This is a genomic window from Bacillus cereus group sp. BceL291, assembly GCF_051776705.1.
Taxonomy (GTDB): Bacteria; Bacillota; Bacilli; order Bacillales; family Bacillaceae_G; genus Bacillus_A; species Bacillus_A cereus.
This window is the reverse complement of the sequence record NZ_JBPWAP010000017.1, coordinates 24792-43463: the sequence shown is the minus strand read 5'-3', so window position 1 is coordinate 43463 and position 18672 is coordinate 24792. Positions and strand designations below refer to the sequence as shown.

Here is an 18672-nt window from a genome sequence, read left to right as displayed (position 1 = left end):
GAATTTTTTGACAATTAAAAGGAGTATTACATGTTTTGTTTAATATACTATTAATGAAACGTGATGTAGAAAGGTGGAAACCAATGTTTGAAAAATTGTATGATGAGCATGAAAGTGTGAAGGTACGATTTTTAGGGTTTATGACACATGATACACGTTATGATTTTGGTGTTATTTATACAAATATGTTTTTTGGAAAGCCGCTCATTGTTTGTATGCAAACAGGAAGGTCTACTTTACTCGGACGAGATGATGTAGAGAATGTTCAATATATACAGGAGATTTTTAAATTAGGATCAGAAGAGGAAGCAAAGGAGTTAGCTCAGTTTTTCAAATTTCTAGTTCCGTCAACTTCTTTACATGCGGAATATGAAGAATAATTAATGTGAAACAGTCGTACTTATAAATATGGCTGTTTTTTTATTTTAATATCGCATACTAATTTAAATTAAAAATATTTAATGTGTTATACTAAAAACCTATTGACGTAAAAAGTATAACATATTAAAATAAAGACAGAAAGTTAAGCGGTTACAAAAAGTTTTTGGGATTATAAACTTAGGGGGAAATGAAAAATGGGAACAATCGTATGTCAAGATTGTGAAGGTACAATTGCACACTTCGAAGATGAGAAAGTAACGGTACTTTACGGGAAATGTGGATCTTGCGGATGTGATCACACAGAGCATACAAAAGCCCAATAATTGATAGGAAATGGACAGCTAAAAGTTTTTAGGACCATAAACTTAGGGGGAAATGAAAATGGGAACAATCGTATGCCAAGTATGTGAAGGAACAATCGGACATTTTGAAGATGAGAAAACGACGGTACTTTACGGAAAATGTGGAACAAATTGTGACTGTGCTAGAAAAGATAATGCGAAAGCTTAATGATAAATAAATAGATTACTATTAAAACTCAGGGGGAAATGAAAATGGGAACAATCGTATGCCAAGTATGTGAAGGAACAATTGGACATTTTGAAGATGAAAAATCAACAGTACTATACGGGAAATGTGGATCTCATTGCGAATGTGACCATAAAGAACATACAAAAGCTTAATAATAAGAAAAAGCGCCTACATGTGTAGGCGCTTTTTTAATAAATTGTAGTTGTATGACCAACTGTTGCAACGATTGCATCATCTCTAATTGGAATAAAGCTTATGGATGTATGTGGTGTACTAGAAGAAGCATATTGGCTCATTATACGGCTATCGATACGGGTAATAGTATCAGTCAAGAAAGCTGAAATAAAAGCGTAAGGGACTCTTCGTTCATTTAATGAATAAATAATTTCTTCTTTTGTTTTTACACCCACGCCATGTCCGTAAAAAAAGAAATTTCCTAAATAGATTGTGTTTTCTCCTTGCCACTCAATCGTAGCTGGATTCACTTGTGGGTTTTTAAAGTAAACGAGGTCACCTGGAACAAGATCGCCACTGTTTTTTGTTATGAGCCTTAGATCTTGATCGTAGTCCCATGTATAAAGTAAAAGATTTGCAAATAGACGATTGAAAGTTTCTTCCTCATACAATGATAGTAAAGCTTTATAAAAAATAATGATCATAGCGGTTGCGCATTCAGTTCCATATAGTTTTCCATTTTTAAAAATATCTTGTATGGCAATAGAAGATGGTATGTTTGGAAGAAGCTCGAATCCTCCAAGGGATGTTCTTTTCCAATACTGGGGGTTGCAAAAGGATTGTTGAAATGTGCGAAACTGAAATCCACTTTGAAAAAGCTCTAGTGCAGAGATAATAATATTAACTCGTAAATTGAGATCAAAGCTGAGTTCATCAGCTGTTCGGAAGGAATAAACTTCTTGATTTCCTGCCATTATTGATAAAATTTGTTGTTTCTCTGCTGCAAATGGCTCATATTCATTTGTAATATAAGGATGTACAATAGAACGGCCTATTACAATCATAATAGTATCCCCACCTATACGTTACATTCTTAAGTATCGTATGAAGAAAAGGAAAAAAGGTGAAAAAAAAGCCTATCAACTGATAGGCTTGTACTCTTTAATAACACGTAATGTTTGTAATGTCATATCTTCAGGACCTTGTACAGGTAAACCTGCTTCTAAGTTTTTCCGAATATACTCTAAGTTTTCTTGTGTAATAATTTCCCCCGGAGTAAAGATTGGAATCCCTGGCGGATAAACCATAACAAAATCAGCTATAATACGACCCGCTGCATTTTCAAATGGGATGACTTCTGTTTCCGAATAAAAAGCATCTCGAGGAGAAAGTGCTAGCACTGGAATTTCTGGAATCTCTACTTGTACTTGAACACCTTTATCTGCCCTATTTCTAAATGTTGCTGCTAAATCGTGTAAAGCTGCAATAAGTGTATTTGTATCACTTTCTGTATCTCCCAAAGTGATAAGACATAGTATGTTGTATAGATCTGAGAGTTCTACTTCAATGTTATATTGCTCTCTAAGCCATACTTCAGCTTGGTGGCCGGTAATACCTAAATCTTTTACAGATACAATTATCTTTGTAGGATCATAGTTAAAGGTAGCATCTGTACCTAACATTTCTTTTCCAGGACAGTAAAGATGCTCAATAGAATTTATAGCATCACGAACATGCTCAGCTAATTGTATTGTTTGTTCTATGAGTGCTGTTCCTTCTGTAGCAAGACGTTTTCTCGCAACATCAAGGGATGCTAACAAGATGTAAGAAGTTGATGTAGTTGTAAGCATACTAATAATAGATTGGACATGCTTTACATTCACTAAGCCTTCTTTCACATTAAGAATAGAACTTTGAGTTAAAGAGCCTCCTAATTTGTGAACACTTGTTGCTGCCATATCCGCACCAGCTTGCATCGCTGACATAGGTAATTCATCGTGAAAATGAATATGAACACCATGAGCCTCGTCGACTAGTACAGGGATGTCATAAGAATGTGCTAATTGTACAATCTGTTCTAAGTCTGCAGCAAACCCAAAGTACGTTGGGTTAATAACAAGTAAGCCCTTTGCATCTGAGTGCTCTTCAAGTGCTTTTTTGACAGATTGAATTGTGATTCCATGAGAAATACCGAGCTTCGGATCGATTTCAGGATGCATGAAAATCGGTTTTGCACCTGAGAAAATAATAGCTGACATTACTGATTTATGCACGTTTCGTGGTACTAGGATTTTGTCACCAGGACCGCAAACGCTCATCACCATTGTCATAATAGCGCCACTTGTACCTTGAATAGAAAAGAAAGTATGATCTGCACCGAATGCAGCGGCTGCTAAATCCTGTGCTTCTTTAATCATACCTTTTGGATGATGTAAATCATCGAGTGGCGCAATATTAATTAAATCAATTGCTAATGCATTATGCCCAATAAATTCGCGAAATGTAGGATCCATGCCCTGTCCTTTTTTATGACCAGGAATATGGAATTGAATTGGATTTCGCTTACTGTGCTCAACTAAAGCGGTAAACAATGGTGTTTCGTATTGGGACAATCTATACACCCCTTCTTCTTCATAATATTTAGTGTAATTTGTTTTATATAATCCTGCTCTAAAAAAGTGTAGCCTTTTTTAGAATAAGGCTTGTTTTTCTGCCATTCAAAAAATCGTTTTTGAGATGGTAGCTTCACTTTATTTTCTATAAAACAAAAGCATTATATCACCAATAATTATAGATGTATAGAAAAAAATGTTTTTAAGGTGAGTATGTTTAATAGTTAGCCTCAACTAATGAATAGAGGAAGACAATTCCATTAAAATGAATAAATAGTGTATAATGCAGAGTGGCTATAATGAAGAATAAAATATTCTCTTTAAGATAGCATAATGAAACAAGAAGAAATGATAAATGAGGTGCGAAATGGAATATCAATATCCGTTAGATTATGATTGGTCAAATGAGGAAATGGTTACAATTGTTAAGTTTTATGAAGCGATTGAGAAAGCTTATGAAAAAGGGATTATAAGAGAAGAGTTAATGGGTTTATATCGTCGTTTTAAAGAGATTGTTCCATCGAAAGCAGAAGAAAAGAAAATTGATAAAGAATTTCAAGAAGTAAGTGGATACTCTATATATCGTGCTATTCAAAGGGCAAAAGAAGTCGAAGAACAAAAGCTCGTAAAAATGTAAAAATATTTTGAAAAATAAAAACTGAAGTGATATAATGTGATAACAACTAAAAACGGACAATATAAATTGTCCGTTTTCTACTATCGATTACACAGTGCATATAAAGGAAGGAGTGATTGCATCGTAGATTCAATCTTAGCAAGGAATTGTTCGTTGGTCATTGCTGAAAACTCCTCTGGTGATATATGAATACCAACTAATAATTCTGCTTTTTTTACAGTAGCTAATCGTTCAATCATCTTTTGTAAGTCTTCGGTTTCAAGTGTTTTATGTAATTTCACACTTGGTTTAGTATGGTCAATGGACCAAACGAAGTCATTTGGAATATTTGTTTTTAAATCATTTAAATGTTCTAAGAAGGCATGAGCCGTCTCAACTTTTTGTGGACACTCATAGATTAAACCAAAGTATATGAAGGCATGAGTACCCCATAAGCCGATTTGGAAATGCGGTAGCATTTTATATCCTCGTTTATTTGTTGAAAAAGCAACCCAAGTATCGTTTGGTGGATTGACTTTGCGGCGTGCGTGTTTTGCAACATGATAAAAAAAGTTCTCATCAGTTTGTTTGGATAAGTATTCTGCAAATTGTTCCCCTAAAGCTTCTAGCTTAGGATGAATGTTCGTTTTAATTGCACTCATTCGTTCTTCGAGACCATCAACTGTAAAGACATCAAAATCAGTTGACTTGAATGTTTGTATTGTCATGATTGTTCCTCCAACTCCTATTTTGCTTTTATTTTAGCATAGCTTGTACTATTCATAAAAAAAACAGCACAAAAAAATTTAAATAAAAAAATATAATTTTGTTGCATAGATGATTTATCCAACATAGTATAGTATAAAACAAAAAATCAGAAAATTGAATCAATTCTAGTCCGAGGGCAGACGAATATTGGGAGGAGGCAAATAATATGAGACAGGTGATTAATGCGTTAAAGAGAACAGATGCTGAAAAGAGAATACCGGTGCTACGTTTGGAGCTAGATTATGAATTAGCAACTTTATATGATGCGATGATGGAAGATGACAAACAGAAAAAAGAAGAGTGTGTACAAAAGTTAGAAGTGTTAAGACTTGAAATGATTCGTTTAGAAGCGTAATAATAGTATATGTATAAAAAATTAGTTGGTGCGAACCTTATAAAGGGTTCGTTTTTTCTGTGAACAGTATAGATCGGAGTGTTTAAACATGCAAGAAGTATGGAAAGACATTGATGCACACGCCAAACGGTGGATTCGGGATGCAGGAGAGCATTTAATGGCATCAATGAAAAAAGCACTTATTATAGAAACAAAATCAAATGCAGCTGACTTAGTTACAAATATGGACCGAGAGATAGAACAGTTTTTAATTGGGAAAATTAAAGAAACATTCCCGAATCATAATATTTTAGGAGAAGAGGGTTATGGAGACGAGATAACGTCTTCTGACGGGGTTGTTTGGTTAATTGATCCAATTGACGGCACGATGAACTTTGTTCATCAAAAAAGAAATTTTGCGATTTCAATTGGGATTTATGAGAACGGTATCGGAAAGATTGGACTTATATATGATCCAGTGCATGATGAACTATATCATGCAGTCAAGGGATATGGAGCTTTTTGTAATGATATATCAATTCCTACACTGAAAAAAGGAACTGTAGAGCAAGGTATTGTAGCTTTAAATGCGATATGGCTTACAGATAATCCATTGCTTAATATGGAAAGTATGATGGCACTTGTTAAGAAAGCAAGAGGCACAAGATCATATGGCTGTGCAGCGTTAGAGATGGTATACGTTGCAACAGGAAGAATAGATGCATATGTAACGCCGAGATTATCACCATGGGATTTTGGCGGAGGAAAGATAATTGTAGAAGAAGTTGGAGGTAAGGTGACGACATTCTCTGGAGCGCCACTTTCTATCATAGAGAAGAGCAGTGTGTTAGTTGCAAAACCAGGAGTGTATGAAGAAGTGTTATCGTTTATATGAGAGCAACAAAAAAAGTAAGAGGCTGTGTATAAGCTTCTTACTTTTTAGCGTTATTGTGATTTGCGCATTTTTCTTTTTGTTACAAAACCGTATCCAACTGTAACAAATGTGCCGATAATGCAAATAATAATACCGATTGGACTATTTTCAGCAATCATAATGCCGATACCGATTAAGAAAATAACACCGATAATTGCAGTTAATAAAAAGCGATATTGAATGTGTTCCATTTCTTCACCCTCCAATCTCATTTTACTTTCACAAAAGTAAGAATACAACTATATTTTCATTCTTGCTTTTATTTTAATTGCTATTGTATCCCCTTCGCTCTTATAATAGAGAAGGATTAAAAAGACATTAGGAGTTGGACATGTTGAAAAAACGACAAGATTTACGTAATATAGCAATTATTGCCCACGTTGACCATGGTAAAACAACACTTGTTGACCAGTTATTACGTCAAGCGGGGACTTTCCGTGCGAACGAACACGTTGAAGAACGCGCAATGGATTCAAATGATCTAGAAAGAGAACGCGGTATTACAATTTTAGCGAAAAATACAGCGATTCACTATGAAGATAAAAGAATTAACATTTTAGATACACCTGGTCATGCTGACTTCGGTGGAGAAGTAGAACGTATCATGAAAATGGTTGATGGTGTTTTACTTGTTGTTGATGCATATGAAGGTTGTATGCCACAAACACGATTTGTTTTAAAGAAAGCTCTTGAGCAAAACTTAACTCCAATCGTAGTTGTAAACAAAATTGACCGTGACTTCGCTCGTCCAGATGAAGTAGTTGATGAAGTAATCGACTTATTCATTGAGCTTGGTGCAAACGAAGATCAATTAGAGTTCCCAGTTGTATTTGCATCAGCAATGAACGGAACAGCAAGCTTAGATTCAAACCCAGCAAATCAAGAAGAGAATATGAAATCATTATTCGATACAATTATCGAACATATTCCAGCACCAATTGATAACAGCGAAGAGCCACTTCAATTCCAAGTAGCACTTCTTGATTACAACGACTACGTTGGACGTATTGGAGTTGGTCGCGTATTCCGCGGTACAATGAAGGTTGGACAACAAGTTGCTTTAATGAAAGTAGACGGAAGTGTGAAGCAATTCCGCGTAACGAAATTATTCGGTTACATGGGATTAAAACGTCAAGAAATTGAAGAAGCAAAAGCAGGGGACTTAGTAGCCGTTTCTGGTATGGAAGACATTAACGTAGGTGAAACAGTATGTCCAGTTGAACATCAAGATGCGTTACCATTATTACGTATTGATGAGCCAACACTACAAATGACGTTCCTTGTAAATAACAGCCCATTTGCAGGTCGTGAAGGTAAATACATTACATCTCGTAAAATTGAAGAGCGTCTTCGTTCACAATTAGAAACAGATGTAAGTTTACGTGTAGATAATACAGATTCTCCTGATGCGTGGATCGTATCTGGACGTGGGGAACTACATTTATCTATCTTAATTGAAAACATGCGTCGTGAAGGTTATGAATTACAAGTATCTAAGCCAGAAGTAATCATTAAAGAAGTTGATGGCGTAAGATGTGAGCCTGTAGAGCGTGTACAAATCGATGTACCTGAAGAATACACTGGTTCTATTATGGAATCTATGGGTGCACGTAAAGGTGAAATGTTAGATATGGTGAATAACGGAAACGGTCAAGTTCGCCTTACTTTCATGGTTCCAGCACGTGGTTTAATTGGTTACACAACAGAATTCTTAACATTAACTCGTGGTTACGGTATTTTAAACCATACATTCGATTGCTACCAACCAGTACACGCTGGACAAGTTGGTGGACGTCGTCAAGGTGTTCTAGTTTCACTTGAAACAGGAAAAGCATCACAATACGGTATTATGCAAGTTGAAGACCGTGGTGTAATCTTCGTTGAACCAGGTACAGAAGTATATGCTGGTATGATTGTAGGAGAACATACTCGTGAGAATGACTTAACAGTTAACGTTGTGAAAATGAAACAACAAACTAACATTCGTTCTGCGACGAAAGATCAAACTTCAACAATGAAGAAACCACGCCTAATGACTTTAGAAGAATCATTAGAGTACTTAAACGATGACGAGTTCTGTGAAGTAACTCCAGAATCAATTCGTCTACGTAAAAAGATTCTTGATAAGAGTGAGCGCGAAAGAGCTGCTAAGAAAAAGAAATCTGTCGAAGCGTAAAAATAAAAAAACAACGCCCTTTATAAAGGGCGTTGTTTTTTTATTTTGTTTATTTTTTAGAATATTTACTCATTTTTGTGGACAGTATTTTTTTTGCGAGTTACTCTTGTATTAAGTGTATAAAGAAAATTGCATTTTACTGCTAGGGGGGAAGAGTGTGTTAGAAAGGATGTCTTTTTTTGCAAAATTGTGTAAGGTAGATGAAAATCCAGAGTTAGGAATGTGGTTACTTTATGGGACGATTATTATATTAAGTGCTCTCGTTTATAATTTAGGGTTTGCTAGAAAGTTGTCTGTACTAAAAAATATTGTGATATACATATCATTAGCAATTGGATGCACAGTATTAACCTTTTTTGCTGTGTTTTTACCTGTTGGAGAAGGACTTGTTGTAGCGGCAATTGTACTTGGAATTTATAGATTGCGTTTGCGTCAAGCGAAACAACAAAAAGCAGGATAAGGAAGGGGAGTTTTCATGCGTTCAGTACAAGATGCACTATATAATTGGTTAACAATTAAAACAGTTGCGGAAGCACGCCCAGATGATAGTGCTGCAAAAGAAACATATTTGTTATTTCAAAATATGATATATGAAGAACATAAATTAAGAAATGTTGAAGTCGAAAAGAACGAGGAAATGTATTTAATTACATATGAAATGAATGGAGAACGGAAATCTGCAAGGTTTCCGTTAGAAGCCATTGATTGTTTTTTGGATCAGATGAATCGTGAACCAGAAAAATATAAATAAGTCCTTATCTATATGAGTAAGGACTTATTTACATTTTACCAATCATCTTCGATTTTTTTATCACGATATAATCGGAAATTACCACTTGCATGACGTTCCATTGTACGCTCTGCAATTCGTTCCGAACATTCCATGCACATATATGTATGAATAGGGCGATTACGCAGTTTTTTTGCCATAGGATTTTCATCATCTAACATATCTTTTTTATCACAAATCATACATTTGACTCTCATTTCGTCACCTCAATACGAATTCTATCAGTATAAGTATATCATGGAAGTATAATGTTTTTGAATAATAGTGGGAAAAAATAATATTTTCGCAATTCAAAAAATAAGTTATGATAAGGATATACCAAGTATGTTTGGAGGTGAAAATATGGCGAATGTAGTAGAGCCTACCTTAACAGAGGATTTAGTACAAACGTTGCGTAAAGAGTGTATTGTTATGATAGCAACGACAGATTTCGAAAAGCAAGTTCCTAACGTAAGTGCTATTTCTTGGGTGTATGCAGTGAGTAAAACTAGTATTCGATTTGCAGTAGATCAACGTTCACGTATTGTGGAAAATATACGGCATAATACAGGTGTGGTATTGACTATAATGGCGAATGAATCCGTATTTTCTATAAGTGGTGCAGGTGAAATTTTGACAGATAGAATGGAAGGTATTTCTCTAAAATTAACTGTAATAGAAGTAAATGTGCAAGAAGTGCGTGATGTTATGTTTTATGGAGCGAAACTTGCAATTGAACCAACATATGAAAAAACATATGATCTTCGGGCAGCGAAAAAGCTGGATAATGAAGTGTTAGTAGGGATAAGAGAATTATAAAGATGCTAAATAGGAAATTCGTTTATTCACTTTTGTAATCGGTTATTGTGATTTAACGTTAATAATTATAATAAAAAGTAATATATTGAATAGAAATGAATAAAGAATAAATAAAAGGTTTAATGACTATGATTTTCGATTCTACCTCGTTTACACGGTACATATAATTATAACAATGGTTCGTCCATATTGTATGGATGAAACCCTTGTTCTACAAATTTAAAAGTGGAGTCAGGGGGTAACAGGTTGGATAAAATTTATGTGTTAGATACGAATGTACTTTTGCAGGATCCTTTATCTATTTTTTCATTTGAAACCAATGAAGTAGTGATTCCAGCAGTTGTATTAGAAGAGGTTGATTCGAAAAAACGTTATATGGATGAAGTAGGACGAAACGCTCGTTATGTATCTAAGTTAATAGATAAATTTCGTGAAATAGGAAAGCTGCATGAAAGTATCCCGCTAGAAAACGGCGGAACATTTCGTATTGAATTGAACCATCGTTCATTCGTGCAACTACAAGATATTTTTGTAGAAAAAACAAATGATAATCGAATTTTAGCTGTAGCAAAAAATCTATCTTTAGAAGAACAGGAAAAAGAGGACGGGAAGTCTGTTATTTTGGTAAGTAAAGATGTGCTCGTAAGGGTAAAAGCTGATGCAATTGGTTTGAAGGCTGAAGATTATTTAAGTGATCGCGTAATTGAAGTAGAAAATATATATTCTGGCTTTTTAGAAGGATATATATCAAAAGAACAATTGGATTATTTTTATGAGAAAGGTGAATTGCCTCTATCTGAAATTGCGAATCATCCTTTTTACCCAAATCAGTTTGTAGTGATGAAAGATGCATTAGGGGGCTCTAGTTCTGCTCTTGGCATTGTGGATCACTTAGGTAAGAAGGTAAAGAAACTTATTTTTCACAATGAACAAGTGTGGGGGATACGACCACGAAATGTGCAGCAAATTATGGGATTAGAATTGTTGCTTCGTGAAGATATTCCGCTTGTAACGTTAACGGGGAAAGCCGGCACAGGAAAAACGTTACTTGCGTTAGCTTCGGGACTTATGCAAACAGAAGACTTAGGGTTATATAAAAAATTACTTGTGGCAAGACCAATTGTTCCAGTCGGAAAAGATATCGGTTATTTACCAGGAGAAAAAGAAGAAAAGTTAAGACCATGGATGCAGCCAATTTTTGATAACCTAGAGTATTTATTTAATACGAAAAAGCCAGGAGAGTTAGATGCTATTTTAGCTGGAATGGGTTCGATTGAAGTAGAAGCCCTTACTTATATACGCGGGAGAAGTATTCCAGATCAGTTCATTATCATTGACGAAGCACAAAATTTAACAAAGCATGAAGTGAAAACGATATTAACTAGGGTAGGGGAAAAGAGTAAGATTGTATTGATGGGAGATCCTCAGCAAATTGATCACCCATATTTAGATGAATATAATAATGGCTTAACATATGTTGTAGAGAAGTTTAAAGAACAGCGTATTAGTGGTCATGTGAAGTTTGTTAAAGGGGAGCGATCTAATTTAGCTCAACTAGCAGCAGATTTATTGTAAAAAGGAGTGAGCTTAAGCTCACTCCTTTTCTTTAAATAATTGTAAATTTACGGATGTTACGGATTGGATTTTGTTGATTAGATCCATCATTGAAATAGAGATGAACAGGCCCGTCTTCTTTTAATGGTTTTCCTTCTTTTGAAAAGCCTAGTATAGCATTTTTGACAGTTTCTAATGGAAGTGTCATTGTATGATCTACCGTTTCAATTTCAACTTGCCTAGCGTCCTCTAAAATTTCAGCGTTAGCAAGAAATGGATGAAATGGTATACCAAATGTTCCAGTAATCAGCTGTTCTTTTTTATATTTCTTCACACTTTGTTGTATTGGAGGAAAAGCGGCACCATCACGGATTTCGCGATCCCAATGTTCTGAAGTGTTTTTTAAATAAGTTTCTAGTTCAGACGTGTTTTCTCTAGTTTCATCAAAGTAAGTTGTCAAATCTACTTTTCGATCATCAAAGATCCAAACAGTTGGATCAATAGTGATTGGAAAACGTACTTTTCCGTTAATAAATAAAATTTCGCTCATTGTTGTTCCCCCATTTGTGTTATACTCCCACTTTTCAGTATAATAGTATTAGACACTGTTGTCACAAAAAATGTTTCTATTGCAATTTATTAAAACTATCGCTAATATTAATAGATAGGATAGAGGAGAGTAGGACGGAAACGGAGGGAATCAATTTGGCGTCTGAGACAGTAGCAAATCATCAGGAAAAGGCACTAGCCCTTCTACAAGCGGATGCAGAGAAGATTTTAAGACTTATTAAGGTGCAAATGGACCATCTTACAATGCCGCAATGTCCATTATATGAAGAAGTGTTAGACACACAAATGTTTGGACTATCCCGCGAGGTCGATTTTGCGGTTCGCCTTGGTCTTATTGCAGAAGAACAAGGGAAAGCAATGTTAGGTGAGCTCGAACGTGAGTTATCTGCACTTCATGAAGCATTTACAAACAAACAACAATAACGGGTTCAAATAAGGGGGCTCAAACTAAATTAGTTTGAGCTTTTTATTTGTATAATAAAGCAGGAAGAATCAATGTACATATGGAATACAACAATAATTAAATTGAAACAGAAAGAGGAAATGAAATGAAAAAAGTATGGAAATCAATGGATTATTCATTATTACTTCCTCTTGTTATCTTATGTGTGCTGGGAGTAATAATGGTATATAGTTCTAGTTCCATTGTTGCGATTTCGAGGCATAACTGGCCGGCAAATTACTTTTTTAAAAAACAATTAATAACTTTAGCTATTGGAACGGTATTGTTAGTAATTGTAGCTTCGTTACCTTATAAGTTTTGGAGAAAACGAATAATTTTATCGGCGATGGGGCTAGGGAGTATTGCTTTACTAGCAGCAGCCTTGATTTTTGGTAAGGAAATAAATGGTGCAAAAGGTTGGATATTAGGTATACAGCCCGCTGAATTTGTTAAATTATCGATTATTATTATATTAGCTCGCTTTTTTGCAAGGAGACAAGAAACAAATACACCTGTTTTTAAAGGGTCGGGACTTACACTTGGTTTTGTTGGAATGGCAATGTTTTTAATTTTAAAGCAAAATGATTTAGGTACCGATTTGTTAATTGCAGGAACAGTAGGGATTATGTTTCTTTGTTCAGGAGTAAGGATTAATTTATGGATTAAACGAATTGTTTTAACTTCTATAGTATGGATTCCAGCTCTATATTTTTTGGCTAATTATAAATTAAGTGGATATCAAAAGGCACGTTTTTCAGTTTTTCTTGATCCATTCAATGATCCTCAGAATGATGGATTCCAATTAGTAAATTCTTTTATTGGAATTGCTTCAGGAGGGCTAAATGGTCGAGGATTAGGAAATAGTGTGCAAAAATATGGTTATTTACCAGAACCTCAAACAGATTTTATTATGGCTATTATATCTGAAGAATTAGGTTTTATTGGTGTAGCTATTATTTTAATTTGCTTGCTACTTATTATTATTCGTTCATTCAGGATTGCTCAAAAATGTAACGATCCTTTTGGAAGTTTAATTGCAATCGGAATTGCAAGTTTAATAGGAGTACAAACTTTTGTTAATGTTGGTGGTATGTCTGGATTAATACCGCTTACTGGAGTGCCTTTACCGTTTATTAGTTATGGTGGAAGTTCTTTAATAGCTAATCTACTTGCAATGGGAATACTACTTAATATTGCTAGTCACGTGAAACGACAAGAGAAACAACAGAATGGTGTAATGAAAGAAAGAGAACAAAATGGACCACATCTTGTAGTTGTAAAATAAAAACACATTGTGCTTTAGAGCATGATGTGTTTTTTATTTTTAAGTAGTTTTAAATATGATGTACTAATTTCTCTTTCAGTTAAAAGGTATATCACATTAAGTTAAATGTGATATACAATTAAGTTGTTAGAAAAGGAAGAGGTATGCTATACTATTTTTGTGAAACAAATTGCACAGAAAACTTATCATTTGTTAGAAAATAAGGTATGATGGATAAAAATAAAGTGAAGCTTTCTAAGTATAATATAATGTGGAAAGTGAAGAACTTCACGCTTTTTAAGGTGTGTATATATTTTATCTCTAGAGTGGTAGGAAAGTAGAGGGGGAAAATCATGACAAAGCTGCAACGTATTCAAAAAGTATTGGTAGCTAACCGTGGAGAGATTGCAATTCGTGTGTTTCGAGCTTGTTCGGAACTTGGATTAAAAACAGTTGCAATCTATTCTAAAGAGGATAGTGGTTCTTATCATCGCTATAAAGCCGATGAGTCCTATTTAGTTGGGGAAGGAAAAAAACCAATTGATGCTTATCTAGATATTGAAGGCATTATTGAGATTGCAAAAAGTAATCATGTAGATGCAATCCACCCTGGATATGGTTTCTTGTCAGAAAATATTCAATTCGCTAAACGTTGTGAAGAAGAAGGAATTATCTTTATCGGTCCGAAAAGTAAGCATTTAGATATGTTTGGAGATAAAGTGAAAGCAAGAACACAAGCGCAGCTAGCACAAATTCCAGTTATACCTGGTAGTGATGGTCCAGTAAATTCATTAGAAGAAGTCGAAAAATTTGCTGAAAAGTATGATTACCCGATTATTATTAAAGCATCCCTTGGGGGTGGCGGTCGTGGTATGCGTATTGTGCGTACTAGTGAGGAATTAGGAGAATCATATAATCGAGCGAAATCAGAAGCGAAAGCAGCTTTTGGTAATGATGAAGTTTACGTCGAAAAATTCGTTGAAAAACCTAAACATATAGAAGTACAAATTTTAGCAGATGAAGAAGGCAATGTTGTTCATTTATACGAGCGTGACTGTTCTGTACAACGTCGTCATCAAAAAGTTGTAGAAATTGCACCGAGTGTATCACTTTCAGATGATCTGCGTCAGCGTATTTGTGATGCTGCTGTGAAGTTAACGAAAAATGTAAACTATTTAAATGCAGGAACAGTAGAATTCCTTGTAAAAGATGATGAGTTTTACTTTATTGAAGTAAATCCACGTGTTCAAGTAGAACATACGATTACAGAAATGATTACGGGAGTAGATATTGTTCAATCACAAATTTTAATAGCGGATGGACATTCATTACATAGCAAAATGGTAGGTGTTCCGAAGCAAGAGGAAGTAGTTGTACATGGATTTGCAATTCAATCTCGTGTAACAACTGAAGATCCGCTAAATAATTTTATGCCGGATACAGGAAAAATTATGGCGTATCGATCAGGTGGTGGTTTTGGTGTGCGTCTTGATACAGGAAATAGCTTCCAAGGTGCAGTTATTACACCGTACTACGATTCTTTACTTGTAAAAGTTACAACTTGGGCACTTACTTTTGAGCAAGCTGCTGCAAAAATGGAACGTAACTTAAAAGAATTCCGTATTCGTGGTATTAAAACAAATATTCCATTCCTAGAGAATGTAGTAAAGCATAAAAACTTCTTATCAGGAGAATATGATACTTCATTTATCGATGCGTCACCTGAATTGTTCTTGTTCCCGAAACGTAAAGACCGTGGAACGAAAATGTTAAATTACATTGGTACAGTAACAGTAAATGGTTTCCCAGGAGTAGGGAAAAAAGAAAAACCAATATTCCCAGATGCTCGTATTCCATGTTTAAAACATTCAGAGCCAATCCAAAATGGAACGAAACAAATTTTGGACGAGCGTGGAGCGGACGGATTAGTAAAATGGGTACAGGATCAAAAACGTGTACTTTTAACGGATACAACATTCCGTGATGCACACCAGTCATTACTTGCAACTCGTATTCGTACAAAAGATTTACATCAAATTGCGGAGCCAACAGCGAGAATGTTACCGAACCTATTCTCAGCGGAAATGTGGGGCGGTGCAACGTTTGATGTTGCGTATCGTTTCTTAAAAGAAGATCCATGGGAACGATTACTAGATCTTCGTGAAAAAATGCCGAACGTGTTATTCCAAATGTTACTTCGTTCTTCAAACGCAGTTGGATACAAAAACTATCCAGATAATTTAATTCAAAAATTTGTGGAATGTTCTGCTCAAGCAGGCATTGATGTATTCCGTATTTTTGATAGTTTAAACTGGGTGGAAGGCATGAGAGTTGCAATTGACGCTGTACGAGACACTGGTAAAATTGCAGAAGCAACAATGTGCTACACAGGGGATATTCATGATCCACTGCGTAGTAAATATGATTTAAATTATTATAAAAATTTAGCAAAAGAGTTAGAAGCATCAGGAGCTCACATTTTAGGTATTAAAGATATGGCGGGCTTACTAAAACCAAATGCAGCATATGATTTAGTTTCTGCATTAAAAGAGACAGTGTCGATTCCAATTCATCTGCACACGCACGATACGAGTGGAAATGGTATATTAACGTATACGAAGGCAATTGAAGCAGGTGTTGATATCGTCGATGTAGCAGTGAGTTCTATGGCTGGTCAAACGTCACAACCAAGTGCGAACACGCTATACTATGCGTTAGGCGGAAACGAAAGACAACCAGATGTTAATATAGATTCTTTAGAAAAACTATCTCACTATTGGGAAGATGTACGCAAATACTATGCACCGTTTGAAAGTGGTATGAATGCGCCTCATACAGAGGTATATATGCATGAAATGCCGGGTGGGCAGTATAGTAATCTTCAGCAACAAGCGAAGGCGGTTGGTTTAGGAGATCGCTTCGATGAAGTGAAAGTAATGTACCGCCGTGTGAATGACATGTTTGGAGATATTGTAAAAGTAACACCATCATCAAAAGTTGTTGGTGATATGGCATTATTTATGGTTCAAAACCATCTAACAGAACAAGATGTTTTAGAGCGTGGACATGCGATGGACTTCCCAGGGTCTGTTGTTGAAATGTTCTCTGGTGATTTAGGTCAACCGTACGGTGGTTTCCCGAAAGAATTACAAAAGATTATTTTAAAAGGGAAAGAGCCATTAACAGTAAGACCAGGTGAATTACTAGAGCCAGTAGATTTCGAAGCGTTAAAAGAAGAATTATTCCATAAACTTGGACGCGAAGTAACGATTTTTGATGTAGTAGCATATGCTTTATATCCAAAAGTATTTATGGATTATGAAAAAGTTGCTGAGCTTTATGGAAATGTATCTGTACTTGATACACCGACGTTCTTCTATGGTATGAGACTAGGTGAAGAAATTGATGTAGAAATTGAACAGGGTAAAACATTGATGGTTAAACTAGTATCAATTGGAGAACCTCAGTCGGATGGAAACCGTGTTCTTTACTTGGAATTTAACGGTCAACCACGTGAAATTATCGTGAAAGACGAGAGTGTAAAAGCAACAGTTGCACAACGTGTGAAAGGAAACCGTGAGAATCCAAATCATATTAGTGCAACGATGCCAGGAACGGTAATTAAAGTAGTTGTAAAAGAAGGCGACGAAGTGAAAAAAGGCGATTCTATGGCAATTACAGAAGCGATGAAAATGGAAACGACAGTTCAAGCGCCGTTCAATGGTAAAGTGAAGAAAGTATATGTTAACGATGGTGATGCGATTCAAACGGGTGATTTACTTATTGAATTAGATCACTAAAATAAGAAAAGAGCTGTGTAAATACAGCTCTTTTCTTATTGCAAAAAATCCCTTGCCGAATTGGCAAGGGATTTTAGTTTTAAATTATTTTGTTTGTTTAGAAGTTGATTCGGCTTCTTTGGCATTCACTTTACTTCTTGTTCCCAGCATAACTAAATAGCATAGTACGGCAAACAAGCAAGAAATGAATAGAGAATGTAACAATGCCATTGCTAAACTAGCGTTTGTAAATACAACTAAAACTCCTACTACAGCTTGAAGTGTAACAAGGATAAATGAAATAATCCATCCCCAATATACTACAGATTGCTGCTTGTAATGGCGAATAGCGAGAATCATCGCGTATAGTATCCAAGCGAAAATTAACATCGCTGCAACTCTATGGCCCATTTGAACCCATTCATGTAGTTGAGTTGGCATAGGTCTGTTTTTGCTACATAAAGGAAAGTCTGGACAGGCTAAGCTAGCTCGTTCGTGACGTACTAAAGCACCTGTGTAGACGACGATATAACTGTAAATTGTTACACCATAAATATGAAATTTCATTTTTTTGTCCATAATAAGTGAACGTGCATCAAATTTTTGGTCAATTTCAAAGATAAGACACGTTAATAAAATGACAGAAGCAAATGAAATTAAGGAAATACCGAAATGGATAGCTAGTACAGCTGGCATTTGTCCCCAAACAACTGCTGCTGCTCCCATTAATGCTTGTGCAACTAAAAATACGAAGGATAAAATTGCTAACGTTTTTGTTTCACGCACATGTTTATAATATTTCCAGGACAAAATACAAAGTAGAGTGACAAGAATTCCAGCTGATCCTGATGTTAATCGGTGGCTAAGTTCAATAATAGTTTCCATTGATAAATTAGATGGAACAAATTCACCGTTACAAAGTGGCCATGATTTACCACAACCTTGACCAGAACCTGTTTTTGTAACTAAAGCGCCTCCTAATAAAACTATTAATAAATCAAGGCTTGTAATGACTGCTAACCATTTAATAAAGCGTTGCAATCTCTTTCACCATCTTTCTGCTATGAAGTTATTGCGAAATATTTTCATTCCATTATGTATAGAATAAAACGCGCTAGTTCCTATGATATATAAAAAATAATAAAATAGCAAAGAAATGGAGGGGGAA

Annotated in this window: 22 protein-coding genes; 15 read left to right on the top strand and 7 right to left on the bottom strand. The window is 35.3% G+C overall.

Features of this window, described 5'->3' with window-relative positions; translation table 11 throughout:
• Window positions 1–83: 83 nt before the first annotated feature.
• The 4 genes from ACS2CR_RS13535 (at window position 84) to ACS2CR_RS13520 (ending at window position 1064) form a co-directional block, all read left to right on the top strand.
• A complete protein-coding gene (locus tag ACS2CR_RS13535; protein ID WP_000462038.1) occupies window positions 84–380 on the top strand; it encodes a DUF3055 domain-containing protein in 297 nt (98 codons plus the stop codon).
• A gap of 195 nt (window positions 381–575) precedes the next feature.
• Window positions 576–704: a GapA-binding peptide SR1P gene (locus ACS2CR_RS13530; RefSeq protein ID WP_000536778.1), complete on the top strand. Its 129-nt coding sequence runs from the start codon at window positions 576–578 to the stop codon at window positions 702–704.
• A gap of 58 nt (window positions 705–762) precedes the next feature.
• A complete protein-coding gene (locus ACS2CR_RS13525) occupies window positions 763–891 on the top strand; it encodes a GapA-binding peptide SR1P (RefSeq protein WP_000536803.1) in 129 nt (42 codons plus the stop codon).
• Between the two features lie 44 nt (window positions 892–935).
• Window positions 936–1064, top strand: coding sequence for a GapA-binding peptide SR1P (locus ACS2CR_RS13520; RefSeq protein ID WP_000536796.1), 129 nt, complete (start codon window positions 936–938; stop codon window positions 1062–1064).
• A gap of 36 nt (window positions 1065–1100) precedes the next feature.
• Here the strand turns inward: ACS2CR_RS13520 and ACS2CR_RS13515 are convergent, their stop codons facing one another.
• Together ACS2CR_RS13515 and speA are read right to left on the bottom strand one after the other, a co-directional pair.
• Complete coding sequence (locus ACS2CR_RS13515; protein ID WP_153602501.1) at window positions 1101–1931, bottom strand: protein-glutamine gamma-glutamyltransferase; 831 nt, start codon at window positions 1929–1931, stop codon at window positions 1101–1103.
• Between the two features lie 75 nt (window positions 1932–2006).
• Window positions 2007–3479: an arginine decarboxylase gene (gene speA / locus ACS2CR_RS13510; RefSeq protein ID WP_000084898.1), complete on the bottom strand. Its 1473-nt coding sequence runs from the start codon at window positions 3477–3479 to the stop codon at window positions 2007–2009.
• A gap of 367 nt (window positions 3480–3846) precedes the next feature.
• On the opposite strand from speA, the gene ACS2CR_RS13505 reads away from it, so the two are divergent.
• Window positions 3847–4116, top strand: a complete 270-nt coding sequence (locus ACS2CR_RS13505) for a UPF0223 family protein (RefSeq protein ID WP_000456552.1) — start codon at window positions 3847–3849, stop codon at window positions 4114–4116.
• 80 nt (window positions 4117–4196) lie between these two features.
• Here ACS2CR_RS13505 and ACS2CR_RS13500 read toward each other — a convergent pair whose 3' ends face one another.
• On the bottom strand, window positions 4197–4823 hold the full coding sequence (locus tag ACS2CR_RS13500; RefSeq protein WP_000155317.1) for a YktB family protein: 627 nt from the start codon (window positions 4821–4823) through the stop codon (window positions 4197–4199).
• A gap of 206 nt (window positions 4824–5029) precedes the next feature.
• Between ACS2CR_RS13500 and ACS2CR_RS13495 the strand changes: the two genes are divergently transcribed.
• Window positions 5030–5218: a hypothetical protein gene (locus ACS2CR_RS13495; protein ID WP_001250164.1), complete on the top strand. Its 189-nt coding sequence runs from the start codon at window positions 5030–5032 to the stop codon at window positions 5216–5218.
• An 88-nt stretch (window positions 5219–5306) separates the two neighbouring features.
• Complete coding sequence (locus tag ACS2CR_RS13490) at window positions 5307–6092, top strand: inositol monophosphatase family protein (RefSeq protein WP_001158705.1); 786 nt, start codon at window positions 5307–5309, stop codon at window positions 6090–6092.
• A 50-nt stretch (window positions 6093–6142) separates the two neighbouring features.
• Here the strand turns inward: ACS2CR_RS13490 and ACS2CR_RS13485 are convergent, their stop codons facing one another.
• Entirely contained in the window at window positions 6143–6322 is a 180-nt protein-coding gene (locus ACS2CR_RS13485; RefSeq protein ID WP_000400127.1) for a DUF5325 family protein, read from the bottom strand.
• A gap of 140 nt (window positions 6323–6462) precedes the next feature.
• Between ACS2CR_RS13485 and typA the strand changes: the two genes are divergently transcribed.
• The 3 genes from typA to ACS2CR_RS13470 all read left to right on the top strand — a co-directional run bounded on the left by typA (window position 6463) and on the right by ACS2CR_RS13470 (window position 9058).
• On the top strand, window positions 6463–8307 hold the full coding sequence (typA, locus tag ACS2CR_RS13480; protein WP_000914762.1) for a translational GTPase TypA: 1845 nt from the start codon (window positions 6463–6465) through the stop codon (window positions 8305–8307).
• Between the two features lie 157 nt (window positions 8308–8464).
• Entirely contained in the window at window positions 8465–8767 is a 303-nt protein-coding gene (locus ACS2CR_RS13475; protein ID WP_000893662.1) for a YlaH-like family protein, read from the top strand.
• 15 nt (window positions 8768–8782) lie between these two features.
• Window positions 8783–9058: a hypothetical protein gene (locus ACS2CR_RS13470; protein WP_001258147.1), complete on the top strand. Its 276-nt coding sequence runs from the start codon at window positions 8783–8785 to the stop codon at window positions 9056–9058.
• A 35-nt stretch (window positions 9059–9093) separates the two neighbouring features.
• Here the strand turns inward: ACS2CR_RS13470 and ACS2CR_RS13465 are convergent, their stop codons facing one another.
• On the bottom strand, window positions 9094–9294 hold the full coding sequence (locus ACS2CR_RS13465; protein ID WP_002082250.1) for a YlaI family protein: 201 nt from the start codon (window positions 9292–9294) through the stop codon (window positions 9094–9096).
• 145 nt (window positions 9295–9439) lie between these two features.
• Between ACS2CR_RS13465 and ACS2CR_RS13460 the strand changes: the two genes are divergently transcribed.
• Window positions 9440–9895 (top strand): pyridoxamine 5'-phosphate oxidase family protein, encoded by a 456-nt coding sequence (locus ACS2CR_RS13460; RefSeq protein ID WP_000024597.1) that lies wholly within the window; start codon window positions 9440–9442, stop codon window positions 9893–9895.
• Window positions 9896–10141: 246 nt separating this feature from the next.
• Window positions 10142–11470 (top strand): PhoH family protein, encoded by a 1329-nt coding sequence (locus tag ACS2CR_RS13455; RefSeq protein WP_000358083.1) that lies wholly within the window; start codon window positions 10142–10144, stop codon window positions 11468–11470.
• Between the two features lie 31 nt (window positions 11471–11501).
• Here the strand turns inward: ACS2CR_RS13455 and ACS2CR_RS13450 are convergent, their stop codons facing one another.
• Window positions 11502–11999, bottom strand: coding sequence for a hypothetical protein (locus ACS2CR_RS13450; protein WP_001289807.1), 498 nt, complete (start codon window positions 11997–11999; stop codon window positions 11502–11504).
• Between the two features lie 155 nt (window positions 12000–12154).
• Here ACS2CR_RS13450 and ACS2CR_RS13445 point away from each other — a divergent pair, with 155 nt between their 5' ends.
• From ACS2CR_RS13445 to pyc, 3 genes are all read left to right on the top strand, one after another.
• Window positions 12155–12442: a YlaN family protein gene (locus ACS2CR_RS13445; RefSeq protein ID WP_000135694.1), complete on the top strand. Its 288-nt coding sequence runs from the start codon at window positions 12155–12157 to the stop codon at window positions 12440–12442.
• Window positions 12443–12567: 125 nt separating this feature from the next.
• Window positions 12568–13746: an FtsW/RodA/SpoVE family cell cycle protein gene (locus ACS2CR_RS13440; RefSeq protein ID WP_000758413.1), complete on the top strand. Its 1179-nt coding sequence runs from the start codon at window positions 12568–12570 to the stop codon at window positions 13744–13746.
• Window positions 13747–14078: 332 nt separating this feature from the next.
• The gene (gene pyc / locus ACS2CR_RS13435) at window positions 14079–17525 is read left to right on the top strand and encodes a pyruvate carboxylase (protein ID WP_000164088.1); all 3447 of its coding nucleotides are present in this window, start codon (window positions 14079–14081) and stop codon (window positions 17523–17525) included.
• A gap of 84 nt (window positions 17526–17609) precedes the next feature.
• On the opposite strand, the gene ctaA is transcribed toward pyc, so the two are convergent.
• Window positions 17610–18545 (bottom strand): heme A synthase, encoded by a 936-nt coding sequence (ctaA, locus tag ACS2CR_RS13430; protein WP_001188747.1) that lies wholly within the window; start codon window positions 18543–18545, stop codon window positions 17610–17612.
• Between the last annotated feature and the right edge of the window lie 127 nt (window positions 18546–18672).

Bases quoted from the DNA above. Each gene is read 5' to 3' on its own strand.
- ACS2CR_RS13535 (WP_000462038.1), top strand. From the start codon at position 84: ATGTTTGAAAAATTGTATGATGAGCATGAAAGTGTGAAGGTACGATTT.
- ACS2CR_RS13530 (WP_000536778.1), top strand. From the start codon at position 576: ATGGGAACAATCGTATGTCAAGATTGTGAAGGTACAATTGCACACTTC.
- ACS2CR_RS13525 (WP_000536803.1), top strand. From the start codon at position 763: ATGGGAACAATCGTATGCCAAGTATGTGAAGGAACAATCGGACATTTT.
- ACS2CR_RS13520 (WP_000536796.1), top strand. From the start codon at position 936: ATGGGAACAATCGTATGCCAAGTATGTGAAGGAACAATTGGACATTTT.
- ACS2CR_RS13515 (WP_153602501.1), bottom strand. From the start codon at position 1,931: ATGATTGTAATAGGCCGTTCTATTGTACATCCTTATATTACAAATGAA.
- ACS2CR_RS13505 (WP_000456552.1), top strand. From the start codon at position 3,847: ATGGAATATCAATATCCGTTAGATTATGATTGGTCAAATGAGGAAATG.
- ACS2CR_RS13500 (WP_000155317.1), bottom strand. From the start codon at position 4,823: ATGACAATACAAACATTCAAGTCAACTGATTTTGATGTCTTTACAGTT.
- ACS2CR_RS13495 (WP_001250164.1), top strand. From the start codon at position 5,030: ATGAGACAGGTGATTAATGCGTTAAAGAGAACAGATGCTGAAAAGAGA.
- ACS2CR_RS13490 (WP_001158705.1), top strand. From the start codon at position 5,307: ATGCAAGAAGTATGGAAAGACATTGATGCACACGCCAAACGGTGGATT.
- ACS2CR_RS13485 (WP_000400127.1), bottom strand. From the start codon at position 6,322: ATGGAACACATTCAATATCGCTTTTTATTAACTGCAATTATCGGTGTT.
- typA (WP_000914762.1), top strand. From the start codon at position 6,463: ATGTTGAAAAAACGACAAGATTTACGTAATATAGCAATTATTGCCCAC.
- ACS2CR_RS13470 (WP_001258147.1), top strand. From the start codon at position 8,783: ATGCGTTCAGTACAAGATGCACTATATAATTGGTTAACAATTAAAACA.
- ACS2CR_RS13465 (WP_002082250.1), bottom strand. From the start codon at position 9,294: ATGAGAGTCAAATGTATGATTTGTGATAAAAAAGATATGTTAGATGAT.
- ACS2CR_RS13460 (WP_000024597.1), top strand. From the start codon at position 9,440: ATGGCGAATGTAGTAGAGCCTACCTTAACAGAGGATTTAGTACAAACG.
- ACS2CR_RS13450 (WP_001289807.1), bottom strand. From the start codon at position 11,999: ATGAGCGAAATTTTATTTATTAACGGAAAAGTACGTTTTCCAATCACT.
- ACS2CR_RS13440 (WP_000758413.1), top strand. From the start codon at position 12,568: ATGAAAAAAGTATGGAAATCAATGGATTATTCATTATTACTTCCTCTT.
- pyc (WP_000164088.1), top strand. From the start codon at position 14,079: ATGACAAAGCTGCAACGTATTCAAAAAGTATTGGTAGCTAACCGTGGA.